Annotated in this window: 18 protein-coding genes; 6 read left to right on the top strand and 12 right to left on the bottom strand. The window is 71.7% G+C overall.

Annotation, left to right across the window (positions count from 1 at the left end; translation table 11 throughout):
- Positions 1 to 9 precede the first annotated feature (9 nt).
- Positions 10 to 1,041 carry a methyltransferase gene (locus tag ACJ6WD_RS13365; RefSeq protein WP_407615842.1) on the top strand — a complete coding sequence of 344 codons (1,032 nt, stop codon included), beginning with the start codon at positions 10 to 12 and terminating at the stop codon, positions 1,039 to 1,041.
- 102 nt (positions 1,042 to 1,143) lie between these two features.
- Here ACJ6WD_RS13365 and ACJ6WD_RS13360 read toward each other — a convergent pair whose 3' ends face one another.
- From ACJ6WD_RS13360 to ACJ6WD_RS13330, 7 genes are all read right to left on the bottom strand, one after another.
- On the bottom strand, positions 1,144 to 1,476 hold the full coding sequence (locus ACJ6WD_RS13360) for a TcmI family type II polyketide cyclase (protein ID WP_016573736.1): 333 nt from the start codon (positions 1,474 to 1,476) through the stop codon (positions 1,144 to 1,146).
- 56 nt (positions 1,477 to 1,532) lie between these two features.
- Positions 1,533 to 2,009 carry an SRPBCC family protein gene (locus ACJ6WD_RS13355; RefSeq protein ID WP_233659484.1) on the bottom strand — a complete coding sequence of 159 codons (477 nt, stop codon included), beginning with the start codon at positions 2,007 to 2,009 and terminating at the stop codon, positions 1,533 to 1,535.
- Position 2,010: 1 nt separating this feature from the next.
- The gene (locus ACJ6WD_RS13350; RefSeq protein WP_016573738.1) at positions 2,011 to 2,274 is read right to left on the bottom strand and encodes an acyl carrier protein; all 264 of its coding nucleotides are present in this window, start codon (positions 2,272 to 2,274) and stop codon (positions 2,011 to 2,013) included.
- Positions 2,275 to 2,286: 12 nt separating this feature from the next.
- Entirely contained in the window at positions 2,287 to 3,537 is a 1,251-nt protein-coding gene (locus tag ACJ6WD_RS13345; RefSeq protein ID WP_233659485.1) for a beta-ketoacyl synthase N-terminal-like domain-containing protein, read from the bottom strand.
- Positions 3,534 to 4,802, bottom strand: a complete 1,269-nt coding sequence (locus ACJ6WD_RS13340) for a beta-ketoacyl synthase (RefSeq protein ID WP_016573740.1) — start codon at positions 4,800 to 4,802, stop codon at positions 3,534 to 3,536. Before ACJ6WD_RS13340 ends, ACJ6WD_RS13345 begins: the two co-directional genes overlap by 4 nt.
- A complete protein-coding gene (locus ACJ6WD_RS13335) occupies positions 4,799 to 5,239 on the bottom strand; it encodes a cupin domain-containing protein (protein ID WP_275465857.1) in 441 nt (146 codons plus the stop codon). Before ACJ6WD_RS13335 ends, ACJ6WD_RS13340 begins: the two co-directional genes overlap by 4 nt.
- A gap of 90 nt (positions 5,240 to 5,329) precedes the next feature.
- Entirely contained in the window at positions 5,330 to 6,457 is a 1,128-nt protein-coding gene (locus tag ACJ6WD_RS13330) for a SchA/CurD-like domain-containing protein (protein WP_233659487.1), read from the bottom strand.
- Between the two features lie 293 nt (positions 6,458 to 6,750).
- Here ACJ6WD_RS13330 and ACJ6WD_RS13325 point away from each other — a divergent pair, with 293 nt between their 5' ends.
- From ACJ6WD_RS13325 to lnt, 5 genes are all read left to right on the top strand, one after another.
- A complete protein-coding gene (locus tag ACJ6WD_RS13325) occupies positions 6,751 to 8,385 on the top strand; it encodes an FAD-dependent oxidoreductase (protein WP_407615841.1) in 1,635 nt (544 codons plus the stop codon).
- Positions 8,386 to 8,800: 415 nt separating this feature from the next.
- Positions 8,801 to 9,289: a glutathione peroxidase gene (locus ACJ6WD_RS13320; protein ID WP_233659489.1), complete on the top strand. Its 489-nt coding sequence runs from the start codon at positions 8,801 to 8,803 to the stop codon at positions 9,287 to 9,289.
- A 165-nt stretch (positions 9,290 to 9,454) separates the two neighbouring features.
- Complete coding sequence (locus ACJ6WD_RS13315; RefSeq protein ID WP_407615840.1) at positions 9,455 to 11,032, top strand: GAF domain-containing protein; 1,578 nt, start codon at positions 9,455 to 9,457, stop codon at positions 11,030 to 11,032.
- Positions 11,033 to 11,281: 249 nt separating this feature from the next.
- The gene (locus ACJ6WD_RS13310; protein ID WP_407615839.1) at positions 11,282 to 13,249 is read left to right on the top strand and encodes an ABC transporter ATP-binding protein; all 1,968 of its coding nucleotides are present in this window, start codon (positions 11,282 to 11,284) and stop codon (positions 13,247 to 13,249) included.
- 194 nt (positions 13,250 to 13,443) lie between these two features.
- Positions 13,444 to 15,021, top strand: a complete 1,578-nt coding sequence (lnt, locus tag ACJ6WD_RS13305) for an apolipoprotein N-acyltransferase (protein WP_376440300.1) — start codon at positions 13,444 to 13,446, stop codon at positions 15,019 to 15,021.
- 236 nt (positions 15,022 to 15,257) lie between these two features.
- Here lnt and ACJ6WD_RS13300 read toward each other — a convergent pair whose 3' ends face one another.
- The 5 genes from ACJ6WD_RS13300 to ACJ6WD_RS13280 all read right to left on the bottom strand — a co-directional run bounded on the left by ACJ6WD_RS13300 (position 15,258) and on the right by ACJ6WD_RS13280 (position 20,426).
- The gene (locus ACJ6WD_RS13300; protein ID WP_407615838.1) at positions 15,258 to 17,477 is read right to left on the bottom strand and encodes an ABC transporter permease; all 2,220 of its coding nucleotides are present in this window, start codon (positions 17,475 to 17,477) and stop codon (positions 15,258 to 15,260) included.
- Positions 17,474 to 18,181, bottom strand: a complete 708-nt coding sequence (locus ACJ6WD_RS13295; protein WP_407615837.1) for an ABC transporter ATP-binding protein — start codon at positions 18,179 to 18,181, stop codon at positions 17,474 to 17,476. The genes ACJ6WD_RS13300 and ACJ6WD_RS13295 overlap by 4 nt, the downstream gene beginning before the upstream one ends.
- 122 nt (positions 18,182 to 18,303) lie before the next feature.
- The gene (locus tag ACJ6WD_RS13290) at positions 18,304 to 18,648 is read right to left on the bottom strand and encodes a hypothetical protein (RefSeq protein ID WP_407615836.1); all 345 of its coding nucleotides are present in this window, start codon (positions 18,646 to 18,648) and stop codon (positions 18,304 to 18,306) included.
- 94 nt (positions 18,649 to 18,742) lie between these two features.
- The gene (locus ACJ6WD_RS13285) at positions 18,743 to 19,087 is read right to left on the bottom strand and encodes a hypothetical protein (protein ID WP_407615835.1); all 345 of its coding nucleotides are present in this window, start codon (positions 19,085 to 19,087) and stop codon (positions 18,743 to 18,745) included.
- 415 nt (positions 19,088 to 19,502) lie between these two features.
- Positions 19,503 to 20,426 (bottom strand): Gfo/Idh/MocA family protein, encoded by a 924-nt coding sequence (locus tag ACJ6WD_RS13280; RefSeq protein WP_376440297.1) that lies wholly within the window; start codon positions 20,424 to 20,426, stop codon positions 19,503 to 19,505.
- Positions 20,427 to 20,492: the final 66 nt, after the last annotated feature.

Below are 20,492 nucleotides of genomic sequence, written 5' to 3'. Positions count from 1 at the left end.
AGAGGCGGAATGACCACCGTGAGCCCCACCCCCCAGCCCTCGATGCGGCTGCGGGAACTGATCTTCGGCGCCGCGTGCGCGGCAGCCGTCCGGGCGACCGCGCGGCTCGGCGTGGCCGACGCGCTGGGCGAACAGCCCATCACCGTCGAGGAACTGGCCGCTTCCGTGGGCACCGAGCCGCGCCCCCTGGAACGCATGCTGCGGGCGCTGGCCTGCTACGGGATCTTCGAGGAGACCGCGGACGGGAAGTTCGCCCACACCGACATGTCGCGGCTGCTGCGGGAGGACTCCCCCAACAGCCTGCGCTACATCTCGCTGTGGTGCACCGAGCCGTGGACCTGGGAGGCGTGGCCGCGGCTGGACGACGCGGTGCGCTCCGGCCAGAACGTCTTCGACGACCTCTACGGCAAGGGGTTCTTCGACTACCTGCACCAGGACGCCAAGGACTCCGCGCAGGTCTTCGACCGGGCGATGACCGCCTCCAGCAAGCAGTCCGCCCGCGACGTCGCCGAACTCCTGGACCTCACCGGGGTGTCGTCGGTGGCGGACATCGGCGGCGGGCAGGGCCACGTCCTGGCGGGCCTGCTGGAGAAGTACCCGTCGCTGAGCGGCACCCTGCTCGACCTGCCGTCGGTGGTGGCGAACGCCGACCCCCGGCTGCGGGACGGCGGTCCGCTGGCCGACCGGGCGCGGATCGTGCCCGGCGACTGCCGCGAGGACATCCCCGTCCAGGCCGATCTCTACATCATCAAGAACATCCTCGAATGGGACGACGACAGCACCCGCCGGACCCTGGGCAAGGTCGTCGAGGTGGCCCGGCCCGGTGCCCGGGTCGTGGTCATCGAGAACCTCGTCGACGACAGCCCGTCGATGAAGTTCACCACCGCCATGGACCTGCTGCTGCTCCTGAACGTGGGCGGCGCCAAGCACTCCAAGGAGAGCCTGGTGCGCCACATGGCCGAAGCCGGGCTGCTGGTCCACGACATCCTCGTGGTCAACCCGTACCTGCACGCCTTCGAGTGCACGGTCCCGGCCGACTGAGCCCGGATGGAGCCCGGGCGGAGCCGGCCGATGGCGGTCGGCGCGACGGCGGCCTCCCCGCAGGACCTGGCGGGGAGGCCAGCCACCGTGCGCCGGTCCGGATCAGCCGGCGCCGTCCCGTTCCCAGCAGTAGAACTCCTGGGCCATCGCGTCCTTCGGACTGCGCCAGGTCGCCGGGTCGTACGCGCTGACGTACGCGGACAGCTTCTGGCTGACGGCCTGGAACTCCGGGTGCTGGTGCGCCTTGGCGATCTCCGGGCCGGGCGGCAGGTCGGACTCGATGAGGTGCAGGTACACGTCGCCGAACTGGAACAGCTTCCGTCGGTTGACGCCCACCAGCTGGGGCAGCTCCGTGCGGTCCGAGGCCGCGAAGACCTCGGCGATGTCGGGAGCCGAGCCCGGCTTCATCCGGGCGACGATCAGAGCGTGGTGCATCGGGGGTTTCCCTTCGTTGCCGCCGGGCGGCGGTCCGGGGTCGGGCTGGCGGGGCGTCAGTTGGCCGGGGCGGCCGCGCGGAGCTCGCGGTCCCGCTGCTCGATCCGGTCCCGGATGAGTTCCATCTGGATCCGCGAGTTGCGGTTGATGTGCTCGGTCATGCCCTTGTCGTCGACCGGGGCCTCGGGCTTCATGGCGAAGTCCTGGGTCCAGTGCATCGACGTGCCGCCGGGGATCTCCTTGTACTTCCAGAAGATGTCCATGAACTTGAACGGGCCGGTCTCCACCCGGCGGGCGCGGACGGTCAGCGCGCCCCGATCGGGGGTCCGCTCGGAGATCCAGCTCCAGACCTGGCCGTTCTCGTCCGGGTGCATGGTCAGCCGGAACGTGGTCGTGTCGCCCTCCCGGGACAGCACCTCGACCGAGGCGTACTCGCTGAAGAGCCGCGGCCAGTTCTCCAGGTCGTTGGTCATGTCCCAGACGAGGCTGAGCGGGGCGGCGATGGTGATCTCGTTCTCGGTGTGGCCGGGCATGTCAGGCTCCTGTCGTGGTGACGGTGTCGGTGTTGACGAGGTCGAGGAAGTCGTGCGGCGTCTTGGCGCGCTCGGCGTCCGGGGGCAGCGACCGCTCGTAGCGGTTCTCCAGTTCGCCGACGATGCCGAGCAGGCCCAGCGAGTCCAGCCCGTACTCGGCGAAGGTCACTTCGGGCCGGTTCGCCATCTCCTCCGGGTCGACGGTCAGGCCGGCGGCCGACTTCATCAGCGCGGCCAGTTCGTCGAGGGTCAGTTGAGCGGTCATGGCAGTCTCCTTTCAGGAGGGGGACTTCTCGCACCGACGCAGCACCATCGCCGCGTTGGAGCCCATCAGTCCCCGGCTCAGCACCAGCGCCGTCTGCAACTCGGCGGGCCGGGACTTCCCGGTCACCACGTCGAGGTCCACGGTGACGTCGACGACGTTGGGGGTCGGCGGCACGACGGAACCCTCCATGGAGAGCACCGCGGCCGCGATGTCCAGGACGGGTGCGCCGCAGTACGCCCGGCCGATGCCGGTCTTGGGCGCGGTCACCGGAACCTCCGACGCGTGCCGCCCCAGGGCGTCGGCGAGCGCCAACGCCTCGGCCCGGTCCGCCGCGGGCACCCCGAGGGCGTCCGCGAAGACCACGTCGATCTCCTCGGGCGCGCACCCGGCGTCCGCCAGCGCGCCCTCGATCGCCCGGGCCAGCCCCTCCCGGGACTGCTCCCAGAGGGCCGCGCCGGTGAAGGTGGCGGCGTGGCCGGCGAGCACGGCCCGGGGCCGGGAGCCACGCTCCTCGGCCGCCGTCCGTTCCTCGACGACCAGCATCGCGCCACCCTCCGCGGGCACGAACCCGCACGCCGCATCCGTGAACGGACGGTAGGCGCGGTCGGGTTCGAGGCACCGGCTGAGGTCCTCGTACCCGAGCTGGCAGACGACCGAGTACGGGGCGAGCGGGGCCTCGGCGGCGCCCACCACCACCGCCGCGGTGCCGCGGCGGATGGTGCGGGTGGCGTGCGCCAACGCGTCCAGTCCCCCGGCCTCGTCACTGGCCACCACTCCGCACGGCCCCTTGAAGCCGCCGCGGATGGAGATCTGGCCGGTGCTGGCCGCGTAGAACCAGGCGATGGACTGGTACGGGCCGACGTGGCGCGAGCCCTGGCCCCACAGGTGCTGCAACTCCCGCTGGCCGAACTCGCCGCCGCCGGAGCCGGCCGCGGTCACCACCCCCACCGCGAACGGCGAGCGGTTGTAGTCGGCCCGGCCCAGCAGGGCGTCGTCCAGCGCGAGGTTGGCCGCGGCCATCGCGAAGTGCGTGAACCGGTCGGTCTGGACGAGGAAGCGCTCCTCGATCAACTCGCCCGGATCGAAGTCGCGGACCTCGCCGGCCACCTTCAGGGGCAGCTCCTCGCACCCCTCGCGGGTGACCGTGTCGAGAACGCTGATGCCCTCCTTGGTGGCCTTCCAGAAGGCTTCGGTGTTGGCCCCGTTCGGGGCGATCACACCGATGCCGGTGACGACGGAACAACGTTCGTGCGGGGAGTTCATCTCGGCCTCCCACCCGGCCTGGTCAGGACCACGGCTGACTGGAACCCGCCGAATCCGCTGCCCACGGAGAGCACCGAACGCAGCGGCACTTCCCGTGCGGTCTTCGGCACGTAGTCGAGGTCGCACTCCGGGTCCGGGGTCTCGTAGTTGGCGGTCGGCGGGACCACCTGATGGGTCAGCGCCAGGACGCACGCGACGATCTCGATCGCCCCGATGGCGCCCAGCGAGTGGCCCACCATCGACTTGATGGAGCTCATCGGCACCTTGAAGGCGTGGTCGCCCAGCGACTTCTTGACCGCCGCGGTCTCGTGCCGGTCGTTCTGCTGGGTGCCCGAGCCGTGGGCGTTGACGTAGTCGACCTGGGTGCGGTCGAGCTGCGCGTGGGCCAGTGAGCGGTTGATCGCCTCGGCCATCTCCAGACCTTCCTGGGTCAGGCCGGTCATGTGGTAGGCGTTGCCGAAGGTGGCGTAGCCGCGGACCTCGCAGTGGATGGTGGCGCCGCGCGCCCGCGCGTGCTCCAGTTCCTCCAGGACGAGGACGGCGCCGCCCTCCCCCATGACGAACCCGTCGCGCCGGGCGTCGAACGGCCGGGAGGCGTGGGCGGGGTCGTCGTTGTTCGCGGAGGTCGCCTTGATGGCGTCGAAGCAGGCCACCGTGATCGGGGAGATCGGCGAGTCCGACGCGCCGGCGACGCAGACGTCGGCGCGGCCCTCCTCGATGGTGTGGAAGGCGTAACCGATGGCGTCGAGGCCGGAGGTGCAGCCCGTCGAGACGGTCTGCACCGGGCCGTGCGCCCCGATCTGCTCCGCCACCGCCGACGCCAGCGAACTGGGCGAGAAGGCGCGGTGCAGATGCGGGCCGGCGGGCCGGTGGTCCACGTCCCAGCGGCGGCCGGACTGGCTGACCGCCACGTAGTCGTGCTCCAGGCGCGTGGTGCCGCCGACCGCGGTGCCCAGGGACACCCCGATCCGCCACGGGTCCTCCCGCGCCACGTCCAGGCCGGCCTCCCGCAGCGCCTCCGCCGCGGCGACCAGCGCGAACTGCACGTACCGGTCCGACTTGGCCACCTGTTCCTCGCTCAGCCCGTGCTCGGCCGGATCGAAGTCGCACTCGGCGGCGATCCGGGACCGGAAGCCGGTCGGGTCGAAGAGGGTGATCCCGCGGGTGGCCGTCCGCCCGGCGGAGAGCAGGTCCCAGAACGCCGGGATGCCCACGCCGCCCGGGGCGACGATGCCGACACCGGTGACCGCCACGCGGCGGGTCATGACACCGGCTCCGTCCGTTCGGGTGGGGCGGCCGGTGTGCTCTGCTCGGCCGCCTCGCCCTCCGTGTCGACGTGTCCCAGCTCCGGGCGCGGGGCCAGCGGGCCGAGGTGGAAGACCATCCGGGCCTCGGTGTCGCCGACGTTGCGGAAGCGGTGCCGCATGTAGGGCGGGATCATCAGCCCCTGGTCCGGCCGGAGCGCGAAGGTCTCGCCGTCGAGGTCGACCTCCAGGGCGCCCTGGACGACGTAGACGAACTCCTCGGAGTACGGGTGGTAGTGCTCCCCGATGCGCTCGCCGGGCTGAACGAGTGCCATGCCCATGAAGCCGCTCGTGGCGCCCACCACGCTGGGTGTCAGCATCGCGCGCAGGTCACCTCCGCGCCGGCGGTTGGGCTGGGTCTCGCTGAGGTCCACGATGCGTGGGCGGTGCGTGGTCATGGCTGATTCCTCCAGTGGCGTGCTGCCGGCGGATGGGGGTGGTGCGGCCCGGCGGCGGCCTGACGGCCGGCGGGTCGGCGACCGGGGCGGTCAGGCGTCGTCCGCCCGACGGTCGGTGATGAGGTCCATGTCGGCGCGGGCCAGGAAGTGGGCCAGCTCGCGGTCGGTGGTCAGACCGCCGGCCACGTCGCCGTCGAGCAGCCGCCGCAGCACGGCGAGCTTGCGGGGGCCACGGGCGCCGAGGGACACCAGCGGGTCGCGGTCGATGGGCGCCCGCAGGTCGACGAGGCGGACGACGATGTCGTCGCGCTGGAAGATCGTGCTGCCGTGCACCGGGGACGCCGGGTCGTCGGCGGCCTCCTCGTCCTGGCGGGCCAGCATCTTGGCCAGCGTCATGCCGAAGCCGGGCTTGGCCGGGTAGTACAGCGCGTGCCGGGACAGGGCCTCGGGGTCCTCGGACTCGGGGCCGCCGGCCGCCACGTGGTGCACCGCCGGCAGGGCGGCGCGGGTGAAGAACACCCGGGCGGAATCGGGGTCGTTGAGGTCCCGGTCCTGTTCCAGGTAGGGGTTGATGGCCTCCTCGACGGCCCGGACCTCGGGCTGCTGGGAGACGTGGCGCAGTGCGGCGATGAGGTCGCCCTGCACCTCGATGGCCCGCACGACGCGGTTGCCGTACATGAACAGCGAGGTGCGGCGCAGCCGGGTCCGGTCGTCGACCCGCGCCGCCGGCGAGGTGTAGCCGGAGAGGATGTCGGCCACCATCGATTCGCTGCCCGGCTTCACGGTGAAGGTGAGGGCGTGCCGCACGACGCCGTCCCCGACCCGGGGGTTCGCCTGGAGCCGGCTCTTGGCGGGCTCGGGGGCCCGGACGGCGACGTTGGAGGTCTCGCGCAGGACGCTGAAGCGCAGGGAGCGGGTGTCGCGCACGCAGCTGTGCAGCGGCTGGACCATCTTGACGTGCTCCTCGCTGTTGACCCAGGCGAGGAAGGGCGGGGCGCTCTCCCACTCACTGGTGATCAGCCACTGCGAGGGGTTCTCGATGGACTGGCACAGCTGGTCGCTGATGTGCCCGGGCACGGAGGCCACCTGGTTGCGCAGCTGTTCGTAGGCTTCCAGGAACTGCTGCTGGGCTCCTTCCTCCAGGTCCAGCATGAGCACGACCCGGAGCTTGGAACCGTCGAAGGCGGACTGCGATATTCGTTCCGACAGCGTTGTCATCGTCTACGCATCTCCTTCAGGGCACGAGGCCCCTGTGGTGCGTCGTCAGTTCCGGCGCGATCCGAGTGTTCCGGTGCCTTCCGATTACTCCCGATGCGCTCCGGTCGACTGAGCCGGATGGGCGGACCTCCGGCCCGGCGTGTCGCGGGGGGCGGTCCGGATTCGATCGTGGCCAAGACCCACGGTCGGCGCGAGATGTGTGAGCCATGCAGGTGAACCGTGATGGAAGGGGCGACGGGCCGGGCATGCGTTGCTCCATCTCCCGTACACGCCGCTGCAGCTGGAGCACGCACATGAATCCCAAGGTCGAGGACCGGGTGCCGGTACTCATCGTGGGCGGGTCCCTGGTGGGTCTGTCCGCCTCGCTGTTCCTGGGGCGCCTGGGTGTCCCGCACGTCCTGGTGGAGAAGCACGCGGACACCTCACGGCATCCACGCGGACGGGGGAACAACGTCCGCACGATGGAGCTGTACCGGGTTGCCGGCGCCGAGGAACGGATCCGTGCGGCCGCCTCGGTGCTGGCCGACAACCACGGCATCCTCCAGGCCCGTTCGCTGACCGGTGACGAGCAGGAGTGGCTGTTCCGCGAGATCGACCCGGGCGGCGGACTGGCCAAGTTCAGCCCGTCCGCCTGGTGTCTGTGCAGCCAGAACGACCTGGAGCCGGAGCTGCTGCGGTGCGCCCGCGAACTCGGCGGCGATCTGCGGTTCAGCACCGAGCTGGTCAGCTGCGACCAGGACGCCGACGGAGTGACCGCGGTGGTCAAAGCCCGGGACACCGGTGAGCACACCACCTTCCACGCCGACTACCTGATCGCCGCGGACGGTCCCCGCAGCCCGGTGCGGGAGCGGCTGGGCATCGGCCAGACGGGCCCCGGGGACCTCTTCCACAACGTCAGCATCACCTTCCGCGCCCCCGAGCTGGCGGACGCGGTCGGCGACCGCCGCTTCATCGCCTGCTACCTGACCCATCCGGAGGCCGACGGCGCGCTGCTGCCGGTGGACAACGTCGAGCAGTGGGTCTTCCACGCGCCCTGGCACCCCGACCGGGGCGAGCGCCTGGAGGACTTCACCGACGAGCGGTGCATCGACCACATCCGGCGGGCAACGGGCGTGCCCGGCATGGCGGTTGAGATCACCGGCAAGGCACCCTGGCACGCCGCGGAGCGGGTCGCCGAGCGGTACTCCGCGGGCCGGATCTTCCTCGCCGGCGACGCCGCCCACGAGATGTCCCCCACCGGGGCGTTCGGCTCGAACACCGGCATCCAGGACGCGCACAACCTCGCCTGGAAGCTCGCCGCCGTCCTCGAAGGGGCCGCGTCGCCGGCCCTGCTGGATACCTACGAGGAGGAGCGCCGGCCGGTCGCCGAGGTCACCAGCGCCCGCGCCTCCGCCCGGTCCGCCGAGCACAGCCACCCCGGCTACGACCCGGCGCCCGCCGGCGGCGGCCGGCAGCGCGGCGTGCTGACCGTGGCCCTCGGCTACTGCTACCCGCGGGGCGCGGTCCTCGGCGCCGACCCCGACCTGCCGGTCGTCCCCGAGCGGATGCGGCTGACCGGCGAGCCGGGCACCCGGGCCCCGCACCTGTGGCTGCACGCGGACGGCACCCGGCGCTCCACCCTGGACCTCTACGAGCGGTCGTTCGTCCTGCTGACCGGCACCGAGGACGGCAAGGCGTGGCGCGGCGCGGCGGAGGCCGCCGCGGCGCACTGGTCGGTCCGGCTGGACCACTACCAGATCGGCATCGGCGCCGACGCCGACCTGATCCCGGAGGACGGCGCCGACTGGGCCGAGGTGCACGGGACGGCGCCGGAGGGCGCGGTGCTGGTGCGGCCGGACGGTTTCGTGGCGTGGCGCGCGGACGGCCGGGTGGCCGACCCGGAGGGGGCGCTGCGGGAGGTCCTGGGCGGTCTGCTCCGCCGGGCCTGATCCGCTCGCCCCACCCAGGGGCCGGCGGGGCGTGCACCGCCCCGCCGGCCCCTGGAACGTATCTTCTGACCGTCACCGGCCCAGGGGCATCTGTGCTGCGCCCCGGCCCGGTCCCGCAACTCACCGGGCGAATTCGTGTTGAGTCCGGACATGGATGTGAAGAAGACCCCGGGCCATCCCTTCCAGCGCGTCTCGGTGCCGCAGCAACCGCCCCGGCTGCCGCCGCCGACCGCCCGGCGCCCGGTCGAGGAGGACACCCCGATCTTCGACCAGCTGCTGAGGGAGTGGCGGGCCGGAGCGCTGCGGCCGGTGGCCACCTGGCCGGTCGACGACGTCGGGAAGAGCAGACCGGGGACGGTTGTTGGGGCCGATGACGGACGGCCCCGTCCGCGGAACCGCATGGAGGAACCCCCGCATGAGCCTGTACGACATCCCGCTGCGCACCCTGACCGGTGAGCCCGCGTCCCTCGCCGACTACCGGGGCAAGGCCCTGCTGGTGGTGAACGTGGCGTCCAAGTGCGGGCTGACCCCGCAGTACACGGGGCTGGAGCGGCTCCAGCAGCGGTTCGCCGACCGCGGTTTCAGCGTCCTGGGCTTCCCCAGCAACCAGTTCGCGGGCCAGGAGCCCGGCACGGCCGAGGAGATCGCCACGTTCTGCTCGGCGACGTACGGCGTCAGCTTCCCGCTGTTCGAGAAGACCGACGTCAACGGCGAGCAGCGGCACCCGCTGTACGCCGAGCTGTCCGGCACCACGGACGCCGAGGGGGCGGCCGGCGATGTCCAGTGGAACTTCGAAAAATTCTTGATCGACGCCTCGGGCGCGGTGGCCGGCCGCTTCCGGCCGCGGACGGAGCCGGAGGCGGCGGAGCTGGTCGCGGCGATCGAGGCGGCGCTGCCGGCCTGATCGGCGAGGGCCTCACCTGGTGACCCGCCCACCGGACGCTCGGGCCGGTGGGCGGCACCGGCCCGCACCGGGTGGTCCGACGCTCGCCCGATGTCCCGCTTCTGGCCGAATTAGACTGGTCGCAGCCGTTCCGCGTCCGTTCCCGCCAGCCCCGAAGCAGCCGCCATGCCGCAGTCACCGCAGCTCCCCGAGCCGACCGACCCGCACGACGGTGCCGCGGCGGAGGGCTCGGCGGCGGAGCTCGCGGAGCGGACCGCGCAGAGCCTGCGGGAGGTGGCCGGCGGCCCGTTGTCGCGGCTGCCGCAGCTGCTGGAGGCGATGGTCGCGATCGGTTCGGACCTGGACGTGCACCGGGTGCTGCACCGGATCGCCGAGACCGCGGGGTCGCTGACCGGCGCCTGTTACGCCGCCGTGGAGGTGCTCGACGAGGACGGCGAGGGGCTGCGCGACCGGATCGTCCACGGCAGCGCGCCCGAGGGCCGGTCCGCGGCGGCGGGCACGCTCCAGGTGCCGATCAAGGTGCGGGGCGAACTGTTCGGCAGCCTCGTCCTGGCCGGGAAACCGGACGGTGCGGCGCCCGGTGCCGCGGCGGGTGCCGGGCGGTTCGGCGAGGTGGACCTGCAACTGGTGCGGGTGCTGGCCACCGAGGCCGGGATCGCGATGGGCAACGCCCGGATGCATGCCGCTGCCCGGCAGCGCCGCCGTTGGATCGACGGCGCTGCGTCGGTGACCACGGCGCTGCTGGCCGGTCCGGAGACCGGCTCCACGAAGGAGCACGCGCTGACCGTGGTCGCCGAGAAGGGCCGGGAGCTGGCCGAGGCCGGGACCGGGGCGGTGCTGCTGCCGCGGGCCGACGGCGGGATGGAGGTGGTGGCGATCTCCACGGTGCTGTCCGAGGCGGTGCGGGCCGAGACGTACGGGGGCACGATCCCGGCGGAGAGCCCGGTGCTGCACCAGATCCACGCCGGGCTGGCGGTCTTCTCCGACGACTTCGCGGGCGACCCCCGCTCGATCTCCCCGCTCTCCCGCCATTACGGGCCGACGATGCTGCTGCCGCTGCGCGGCGGTGGCCGGGTGCTGGGCGCGCTCGCGCTGTGCCGGGCCTCCGGCGGGCCGCGCTTCACGCATCTGGAGCGGACGTTGGGCACCCAGTTCGCGTCGCAGGCGGCGTTGGCGCTGGTCCTGGCCGACCGGCACCGGGACCGGGAGCGGCTCGCGGTCTACGAGGACCGCGACCGGATCGCCCGCGACCTGCACGACCTGGTGATCCAGCGGCTGTTCGCCACCGGGATGCTGCTGGAGAGCGCCCAGCGCACGGCCGTCCTCCCGGAGGTCAAGGAGGGCGTGGGGCAGGCGGTGGACGAGTTGGAGGCGACGGTCCAGGAGATCCGCACCGCGATCATCGCGCTCCAGCAGGGGCCGCCGGAGGCTCCGGCCGGGCCGCGCACCCGGATCCTGCGGGAGGCCGGTGCGGCCACGGTGGCGCTGGGCAACCGGCCGTCGGTGCGGTTCGTCGGGCCGGTGGACGCCCGGGTCGGCCCGGAGTGCGCCCGGGCGCTGGTGGCCGCGGTCGGGCGGGCGCTGACGGAGGTGGCGGGGGCGGCGAGCACGGCGCGGGTCGTGGTGGACGCCACCGTCACGCTGGCCGGCGGCGAGGACGGCGTGCGGCTGACGGTGACCGGCGGGGACGGCGACGGCGGGCCGACCGCACCGGTGGTCTGGGAACGCCCCCTGCTGCCGTAGGAACTTCCTTGCCGCTGGCCCATGTTGGCTACGATCAGCGCCTGGTGGGCGTCCGGACGGCCGTTCCTGGGGGCCGGTCTCGGCTGGCCGGGCCGGGGACCGGAGGTACGTTCCGGGTACCCCCTCGGGGTGACGGTGGCCGGGCCGGACCGGAATGCCTTGACCTCAAGATTGGTTGAGGTTCTAGGTTCTTTCTTGTCGCCGGTCACGCACGGCGATCTCGTGACGACCGGCACTCAGGAGGCCGCGATGGACATGGAAGTCACCGCCTGGCATTCGCTGCACAGCACGATGACCGCACAGCAGGGCAAGCGCCGCCTCTCCCGGGGGACGCTGCGCCGGATCGCGGCCTTCGCCCGGCCGCACCGCCGGATGCTGGTGTGGTTCCTGGTGCTGAGCACCGCCACCGCGCTGCTCGCGGTGGCCACCCCGCTGCTCGCCGGTCGGGTCGTCGACGCGATCGTCGGCGGCGGATCGACCCGGCTGGTCCTACAGCTCTCCGGACTGATCGCGGCCATCGCCCTGGCCGAGGCCGGACTGGGCCTGCTGACCCGCTGGCTGTCGGCGAGCATCGGCGAAGGGCTCATCCTCGACCTGCGCACCACGGTCTACGACCACGTCCAACGGATGCCGATCGCCTTCTTCACCCGCACCCGCACCGGGGCGCTGGTCAGCCGGCTCAACAACGACGTGATCGGCGCCCAGCGGGCGTTCAGCGACACCCTGTCCGGCGTGGTCAGCAACATCGTGACGCTGCTGCTCACGCTGGGCGTGATGCTCACGCTGTCCTGGCAGATCACGCTGATCGCGCTGGTGCTGCTGCCGGTGTTCGTGCTGCCCGCCCGTCTGGTGGGGCGGCGGCTGGCGGCGCTCCGGCGGGAGGGCGCCGACCACAACGCCGCGATGGGCACCCAGATGACCGAGCGGTTCTCCGCGCCCGGCGCGACCCTGGTGAAGCTGATGGGCCGGCCGGCGCGCGAGTCCGCGGAGTTCGCCGCTCGGGCCCGTCGGGTGCGCGACATCGGCGTCCGCTCCGCGATGGTGCAGACGTACTTCGTCACCGCGCTCACCCTGGTCTCCGCGCTGGCGCTGGCCGTGGTGTACGGGCTGGGCGGGTTCCTGGCCCTGCGCGGCCAGTTGGAGCCGGGCGCGATCGTCTCGCTGGCCCTGCTGCTCACCCGGCTGTACGCCCCGTTGACCGCGCTGTCCGGCGCACACATCGAGGTGATGAGCGCGCTGGTCAGCTTCGAGCGGGTCTTCGAGGTACTGGACCTCAAGCCGCTGATCACCGAGCGGCCGGACGCCCGGCCGGTGCCGGAGGGCCCGGTGTCGGTGGAGTTCGACGCGGTGCGGTTCGGCTACCCGTCCGCCGACAAGGTGTCGCTGGCCTCCCTGGAGGAGGTCGCCACCCTCGACACCCGGGGTGGCGAGGAGGTCCTGCACGACGTGTCGTTCCGCGCCGAGCCAGGCCAGATGGTGGCCCTGGTCGGCTCCTCGGGCGCCGGCAAGTCGACCATCGCCCAGCTGCTGCCGCGCCTGTACGACCCGGATTCCGGGGCGGTCCGCCTGGCCGGCGTGGACGTCCGCGAGCTGACTGCCGCCTCGCTGCGGGGCGCCCTGGGCATGGTCACCCAGGACGGCCACCTCTTCCACGAGTCGATCCGGCAGAACCTGCTGCTGGCCGCCCCCGAGGCGGCCGAGGACGAGCTGTGGGACGCGCTGCGCCGGGCCCGCCTGGACGCGCTGATCGCCTCGCTGCCCGACGGGTTGGACACCGTCGTCGGCGAGCGCGGCTACCGGCTCTCCGGTGGTGAGCGGCAGCGGCTGACCATCGCCCGGCTGCTGCTGGCCCACCCCCGAGTGGTGATCCTCGACGAGGCCACCGCCCACCTGGACAACACCTCGGAGGCGGCCGTCCAGGAGGCGCTCACCGAGGCACTGGACGGGCGGACCGCGCTGGTGATCGCGCACCGGCTGTCGACCGTCCGGGCCGCCGACCTGATCCTGGTGGTCGAGGGCGGTCGGATCGTCGAGCGCGGCACGCACGACACGCTGCTGGCGGCGGACGGACGGTACGCCGAGCTGTACCGGACGCAGTTCGCCGACCCGCCGTCCCCGGCTGCCGGCACCGCGGCCGCGGTGGACTCGCCGAAGATCGCCGACGACGCACCGGACGCCGACCCGGACCTGTCCGCCGAACCCTCGCTGGTGAACTGAACCCCCGCCCTCAGCGAGCGCCGCGGCCCCCGTCCCCGTGGACGGGGGCCGCGGCGCACCCGGATCGGCGACGGCAGGACGGGTGCACGAGAAGTGGCGGAGCCGTCGACGCCTGACAACCCTTGAATGTGGCAAGAGATATCCACGGGGCACCACGGCAGGCACGGGGACCGACACGGCGAGAGGGAGCCCGGATGGACGTACCGCTCGGCCACCGGACGCACCGGTCCGACTCCCTCTGGACGCGCGGCCCGGCCGCCGTCCTCGCCGGTGCGGTGCCCGCCCTCGCCTTCCCCGCGCCGTCCTGGTGGTGGCTGGCCTACGTGGCACTGCTGCCGTGGCTGCTGCTCGTCCGGTCGGCGCGGACCGCCCGGCGGGCGGCGCTGTACGGCTGGTGGGGCGGCGCCGGGTTCATGGTGGCGGTGCACCACTGGCTGCTGCCGAGCCTGCACGTCTTCATCGTGGTGCTGGCACTGCTGCTGGGTGCGCTGTGGGCGCCCTGGGGCGTGCTGGTGCGGGCGCTGCTGGGCGGCCGGCCCGGCCCGGGGCGGGCGGCCGCCGCGCTGGTGCTGGTGCCGTCCGGCTGGCTGATGGTCGAACTGGTGCGGTCCTGGCAGTACTTGGGCGGTCCCTGGGGGCTGCTGGGCGCCAGCCAGTGGCAGGTGCCGCCGGCCCTGCGGCTGGCGTCGCTCGGCGGCGTGTGGCTGGTCAGCCTGCTGATCGTGGCGGTGAACACCGCACTGGCCGGGCTGCTCGCCGTCCCGACCGCCCGGCGCCCCGCCGTCGCGGGACTGCTGGTGTGCGCGCTGGCCGGTACCGCGGTCTGGCTGTGGGCGCCGCTCCCCCGGCCCGCCGGGACGGTGCGGATCGCGGTCGTCCAGCCGGGTCCGACCGGCACCCCCACCCAACGGCTGGCCCGCAGCGCGGCGCTCACCGCGGCGCTGGCCGGCCGCGGGGTGCGCCTGGTCGTGTGGGGCGAGAGCAGCCTCTATCAGGACCCGGCGGACCACCCGGCGCTCGCCGCCCGATTGGCCGCGCTCTCCCGGCGCACCGGCGCCGACCTGCTGGTGAACGCCGACGCACCGGGCTCCGACGGCGCCGGCATCGCCAAGAGCGCGGTGCTCATCGGCCCGGACGGCCCGACCGGGGACCGCTACGCGAAGATGCGGCTGGTGCCCTTCGGCGAGTACATACCGGCCCGGTCCGTGCTGGGTTGGGCGACGAAGGTGGGCAAGGCGGCCACCAGCGACCGGCGGCGCGGCACCCACCAGGTCGTGATGGCGGTCCCCACCGCGGCCGGGCTGCGGATCGGCCCGCTGGTCTGCTTCGAGACGGCGTTCCCGGACATGAGCCGCCATCTGGCCGCCGACGGGGCGCAGGTACTGGTCGCCCAGTCCTCCACGGCGACGTTCCAGGACAGCTGGGCACCGGCGCAGCACGCCTCCCTGGCCGCCCTGCGGGCCGCGGAGACCTGGCGCCCCATGGTGCACGCCACCCTCACCGGCGTCAGCGCGGCCTACGGCCCGCGGGGCGAACCGCTCGGCACACGCCTGAGCACCGACCGCAGCGCCGCCGCCGTCTACGACCTCCCGCTGGCCAGCGGCACCAGCCCGTACACCCGGTGGGGCGACTGGGCGGTCTACGGGGCGATCGCCGCCCTCCTCGCCTACGGCCTCACCGAAGCGGGCCGAACCTGCGGGCGACGGAGGGCCGACCGCTCCCAGGGAGCCGAGGAAGACACCGAACAGGAGGCCGGCGCCGGGCGACGGTGATGGTGCGGTGGGACGCGTCGTGCATGTGCGCGCGTCTGGGCCGGACGACTTCCGCCCGGCCCGGGCAACACCCGGGAGACGTTCGGGGCGAAGTGCGAGGCCGCACACCGCCTTGGCGTCGTGCCTGGGAAGCCGGAAGGGTTGGGCTCACCGGCCGGCGCGGGACCGGACTTCGACCGCTCCTCTTCGGTACGGACCCAGTTGGTGCGGGTCGACGGCCCCGCGCCGGCGGTACGTCATTCTCCGAAGGGACGCCAGTCGCTCGCCTGACGGACGGCTGCTCGCGAACCGCACCACCAGGTGACGAGGGCCAGGGCAGCGAGTGCGCCAGACGTAGTGGCGAGGACGTTGTTCGAGAGCTCAACTCCGTCGGCGGGCCTCTCCTGGGGAGCCGCCAGCCAGCTTGCGGCTATCACACTGGTGACGACGGAGGCCAGCAGTGGCACGAGCAAGGTCCAGGCGGCTGTCGAGTAGTAGATCCCCCGCTGTCCGGTGAGCACGCTCACGGGCGCGATCTTCCGGCTGAAGCGCAGGAACTCCGCCAGGTTGGCCATGGCAACGGCCAGAGCAACGATGAGCACCCCGGGTATGCCGAAGAACAGCACCCACCTGCCGTGTGCGACGGATTCCCTGGCACCGACCAGCCATCCCGCCCCGGGGGTGTCGACAGTCGCCGAAGAGACCGGCAGCTCGTCCCGAAGCAGTTGTTTGATCTGTTTCTCGGGCAGGTCGTTGCCGTCGGCGGAGACGAGAACGAGGGTTTTGGGGGCCGTGGACGAGCGAGTGGTGAGCACGGGGGCCTGTTGCACCTCGACTTGATCAACTACGGGGCTGACCCAACGCAAGGTTTCCACCAACCGTTGGTCCATCCTCTGTGCCGGGGTGATCGCGTGCTGGGGTGAACAGGTGAGCCGCAGTGCGCGCAAGGCGCGGCACGGCCCTTGGATGCGGGCTGGCGCCGAGGAGCTGGGGTTGCTCGGCCGGGAGACCGCAAGCGTCTCCACTCCCTCGGGGAGTTGCCGGAGCACACCATCCACCTGACGTCGGGAAAGCCGGTCAGAGATGCTCATCAGGAGCACGCTATGGCCGACGCGCGCTGCCGTGGCCTGCGCCGCCTGCGCGCTCGTCCCGAATTGCGCGTTCTTCAACTGAACTTGGCTCACCAGCACCAAGGCGATGCTGATCCCCGCTAGCAAGCGCGCGGTCGCTCCGGGGTGTGCCGCGATATGCCGGCCGGAGACCAAGGCTCCGACGTCCCCGGTACGCCGTGACCATCGGGACAGCTGCGGCCCCACCGCCGCGGCGCAGACGGCAACTGCACAGGGCAAGGTCGCCATCACCGCCACAACGCCGGTGTTGTAGAGCTTCATCCTCAGGTCGGCGGAGTGGGAGGGGTCCAGCTGAGCCGGTCCCCACACGGTGGCGAAGAGGAGGACGGGGCAGGCCAGCGCCGCCCATTGAAGCGCACGACTCTTGCCGGCGGTGAGCCGAGTCGAGCGGGACTTCCCTCGTGCTGCCGGGCGATGCACGACGCATGCGAGAAGGAGCATTCCGGCTGCGGACGCGAGGCCGGTCAGCGCGACCGTCCCAGCCCGCTGTCGCAGGTCGGAAGACGACAACCAGTAGTCGATCCAGGGCAGCCGAACGTTCCCCAGGACGGCCACGGACAACGCAGGCAGTGCGCCGAGAACAGCACCGGCCATCACTGGCCCCGCTGCCTCACCGAAATTGAGCAGAGCACGATGACGCCAGCGACCACCCAGCGCACTCACGAGCGCGGCTCGCTTGTCCCGTCCCGCGGAGCCCATGCGCAACGCAACGACAGCGAGCACCGCGGCGGGCAGCAGGATCAGGTAAAGGGCGGTCAAGAACTTGCCGCGGTCAGCGATGAATCGCACGTCGCCAGTCGGCATCCCGCGGTCTCCGAAACCGACGATGGGGAATGCGCTCTGCTTGTCGAGTTGTCGATCCGTGGGGTTGACGTAGGCGTATCGCTCACCAGGGCTGGCGAGGCCCTCGTCACGGATCGTTCCAACTGCACTGCCGTATCTGTTCAGCGCGCCTTCTGCCTGCAAGAGGCGCGTCAGCTTCGGCGACAAGAGCGCCTCGCCGGGGGCGGGCCAACGGTCAATGCCCGGCGGCAGTTCCATCTGAGGGGACAGTGGGCGAACATAGACCAGGCTGAACTGCCGACCTTCGATCTCGTCGAAAGCGGGTTTCGCCAACGCGGTGACGGGCCGCGTCGGAAAGGCATCGTGGAATTGTGGGCTTCGGGCTGCTGTCCGCTGCTCGATTCCGTCGTATGCGGCGCACGATGCAACGACCGTGGTCAGCCCGAGTGCCAGTACGGCAGTGGCCAGCAACAGCGCGACCGCCCGCACCCGACCACCGCCAGCCCGCTTCCCGGCGGCCTGTCCCATCCGCAACAACTGCCACGAAAGCGCACTGCCCTTCATGAACGGGCCCCCGTCATGCGCTCGACGAGGGCCGCATCCATGAGCTCGAAACAGCGGTCGGCCCGTTCCGCGACCTCAACGTCATGCGTCACCACCACGAGAGCACAGCCCCAGCGTCGCGGGACGTCGAAAAGCAACTCGGCAACGGCGTCCCGAGTTGCGCGATCGAGTGCGCCCGTCGGCTCGTCCGCCAGCAGGACGGCCGGCTTATTGATCAGGGCTCGTGCCACGGCAGCGCGCTGACGCTCACCGCCCGAAAGCTGACAGGTCGGAACACCGTTGCGGGGAACACCAAGGTCACGGAGAAGGCTCTCCGCCCGCTCATAGGCCTCTCCGGTCGGCACCCCACCCAACAGGGCCGCGAGAGCCACGTTTTCCACCGGTGTCAGTTCCGGCAGTAGCTCGCCGAATTGGAACACCACACCCATGTGGCGGCTGCGGTGACGCTCCAAGGAACGCTGCCTCATCCGGACAACGTCCTGACCCGCTACCTCAACTCGCCCTTGCGACGGCCGGATCAGTCCCAAGACGCAACCGAGCAGCGTGCTCTTCCCGCTGCCGCTGGGGCCGACGATGGCTGCCGACTCACCCGCTGCGACCTGCAGATTCAATCCAGCCAGCAGTACGCGATCAGCTATCGCGTAGTGAAGCCCGCTGATACTCAATACACGCTCGTCAACGCGTGCACCGTTGCCTTGCCCCACTGGTCTCTCCACTTCCCGCTCACAGCACAGGCAGGGCGGGCGGCTTACAACGCCGTGCCCACCCTGCCGTTTTCACCCGCTACCACCGCGCGACCCACGGGTTGCGCGGTGCACGGTGAAAATCAGCCGCGGATTTCCCAGCGGCCGCACTCGTCGTCGTTGTCCTTCACCCACGTGCAGGCCCGCAAGTCGGTTACCCGTCCGCCGATACCGCTGTACGTGATGCTGCGCGGACCGCCCTTGTTCCACAGCGTGTAGTAGCTGCCGGGATCCGTAGTGCGGTAGTAGTTGGCGAAGCCTATGTCGCGAGCACTGTGGAGCATCACCGCGACCTGGGTGTCCTTCTTCTGACTCCATGCTCCGACCTTGCCGCCGGGCGAGTAGCTCTCGAACGCGGCAACGGCCGGTGACGCCCCCACCAATGCGGATCCCGCAACGGCGAGCCCGACGATCGTCTTCTTCATCATGGTCCTGTGTTCCTGCCCCGAGAGATTCGGTACCTGCGTGAGTGGCGTCGGTGCCTGAGCGCCTGGAAAGCGGGAGCTCTGGTCGCTCAGAGCATCAGCCGCGGACTTCCCACCTGCTGCACTCGTCGTCGTTGTCCGGAACCCAGTTGCAGGTACGCAGGTCAGTTACACGGCCACCGATGCCGCCGTAAGCGATGTTGTTGACGATCCCCGACTTGTTCCACAGCGTGTAGTAGCTGCCCGAGTCGGTCGTGCGGTAATAGTCGGCGTGCGCCTTGATGCCTCTACTGTGGATCATCGCTGCGACTTGGGCGTCCTTCTTCTGGGTCCACGACCCCGCCTTACCGCCGGGCGAGTAGCTCTCGTACGCGGCAACAGCCGGCGATGCCCCCATCAGTGCCACTCCGGCAACGACGCACCCCACGATCGTCTTCTTCATCACCAAAGGTCCCTCCCTCACCAACGACGCCATTCCGGCGCCACGCCTCGTGATCTTGGTAAAAGGTATATAAGGAGAAATGATCTTGGCAAACTGGTGAAGTCGCCACCGAGGGGGTGAAGTCGGACTGCGTCGCCATTGCCGGTTTTAGGCCCTTCGCGGCAAGAGCCTTGCGGGCATCCGGACGACATGCGGCCGTCGTCGACTGGAGCCGGTCACCCAGCGGCTTCGCGCAGAAGGGGGTACGCGTACAAGGGAAGCCGCAGCAGTGGGCCCGGCGCCCCCTGGCCCTGGCAGCGGCAGGCACGGACTGCACGCACCGGCCGTCGACGCCAACGCGTCGGCCGGGACGGCCGGCAACTCGGCTGGCCGCGAAGAAATCAACCGTCAGGGGTCGACGACCAGGCCCCCGCCCTCACCCCCCTTGCGTCGCCTCGCGCACGATGTGCTCGCAGAGTTCGTGGGTCTTGAGGGCGTCGGCGGCGCTCACGGTCTCGCCGGCGCGGACCGCGTCGAGGAAGGCGAGCACGACCTGCTCGATGCCGCGCTGTCGGGCGACCGGCTCCCAGTCGCCGCGGCGGCGGACGGTGGGCTGGCCCTTGTGGTCGATGACCTCCGCGAGGTTCACGACCTCGCGCTTGGTGTCCCCTCCGGACACTTCGAGGCGTTCCTCGGCCGAACCGCTGCGGCGGTTCATGATGCCGATCGCGGTGAACCCGTGGTGCCCGGGCAGGCGTCCGTCGCCGGAGAGTTGGAGCACCACCTGGTCCATCAGTCCGTCCCGGACCCGGGCCCGGACGTCGACGTGGTCGATCTCGCCCGGCGCGAGGAACCGCAGGGTGTCCACGACGTGGATGAAGTCGTCCAGGACGAGCGTGCGCGGATCCTCGGGCAGGCCGGTGCGGTTCTTCTGCATCAGGATCAGCTCGCGGGGGTGCTCGCGGCACTGCGCGTAGCCGGGGGCGTGGCGGCGGTTGAAGCCGACGGCCAGGCTGACGCCGCGCTGCTCGGCGAGGGCGACGATCCGCCGGGTGTCGGCGAGGTCGTAGGCGATCGGCTTGTCCACGTAGGTCGGCACCCCGGCCTCGATCAACCGGGTCACGATCTCCGGGTGGGCGACCGTCGCGGCGTGCACGAAGACGGCGTCCGGGGCGACCGCCAGCAGCGAGTCAAGGTCGGCGTGGAGGTGCGAGGCGGTCAGCCGGTAGGCGTCGCCGGCCTGTTGGAGGGCGGCCGGGTTGCGGGTCTGCAGGTGCAGCTCGATCCCGGGCCGTGCGCCCAGCACGGGCAGGTACGCCTTCCGTGCGATGTCGCCGAGTCCGATGCAGCCGACCTTCACGCGTCTCTCCCTTGGTTCCACGGTCCCGATGCCCGGGTCTCGGGCGGCCGGGCGTCCGGTCATCGC

The organism is Streptomyces sp. VTCC 41912, from assembly GCF_045799175.1.
Classification (GTDB): Bacteria; Actinomycetota; Actinomycetes; order Streptomycetales; family Streptomycetaceae; genus Streptomyces; species Streptomyces albulus_C.
This window is presented reverse-complemented; position numbering and strand designations above follow the sequence as displayed.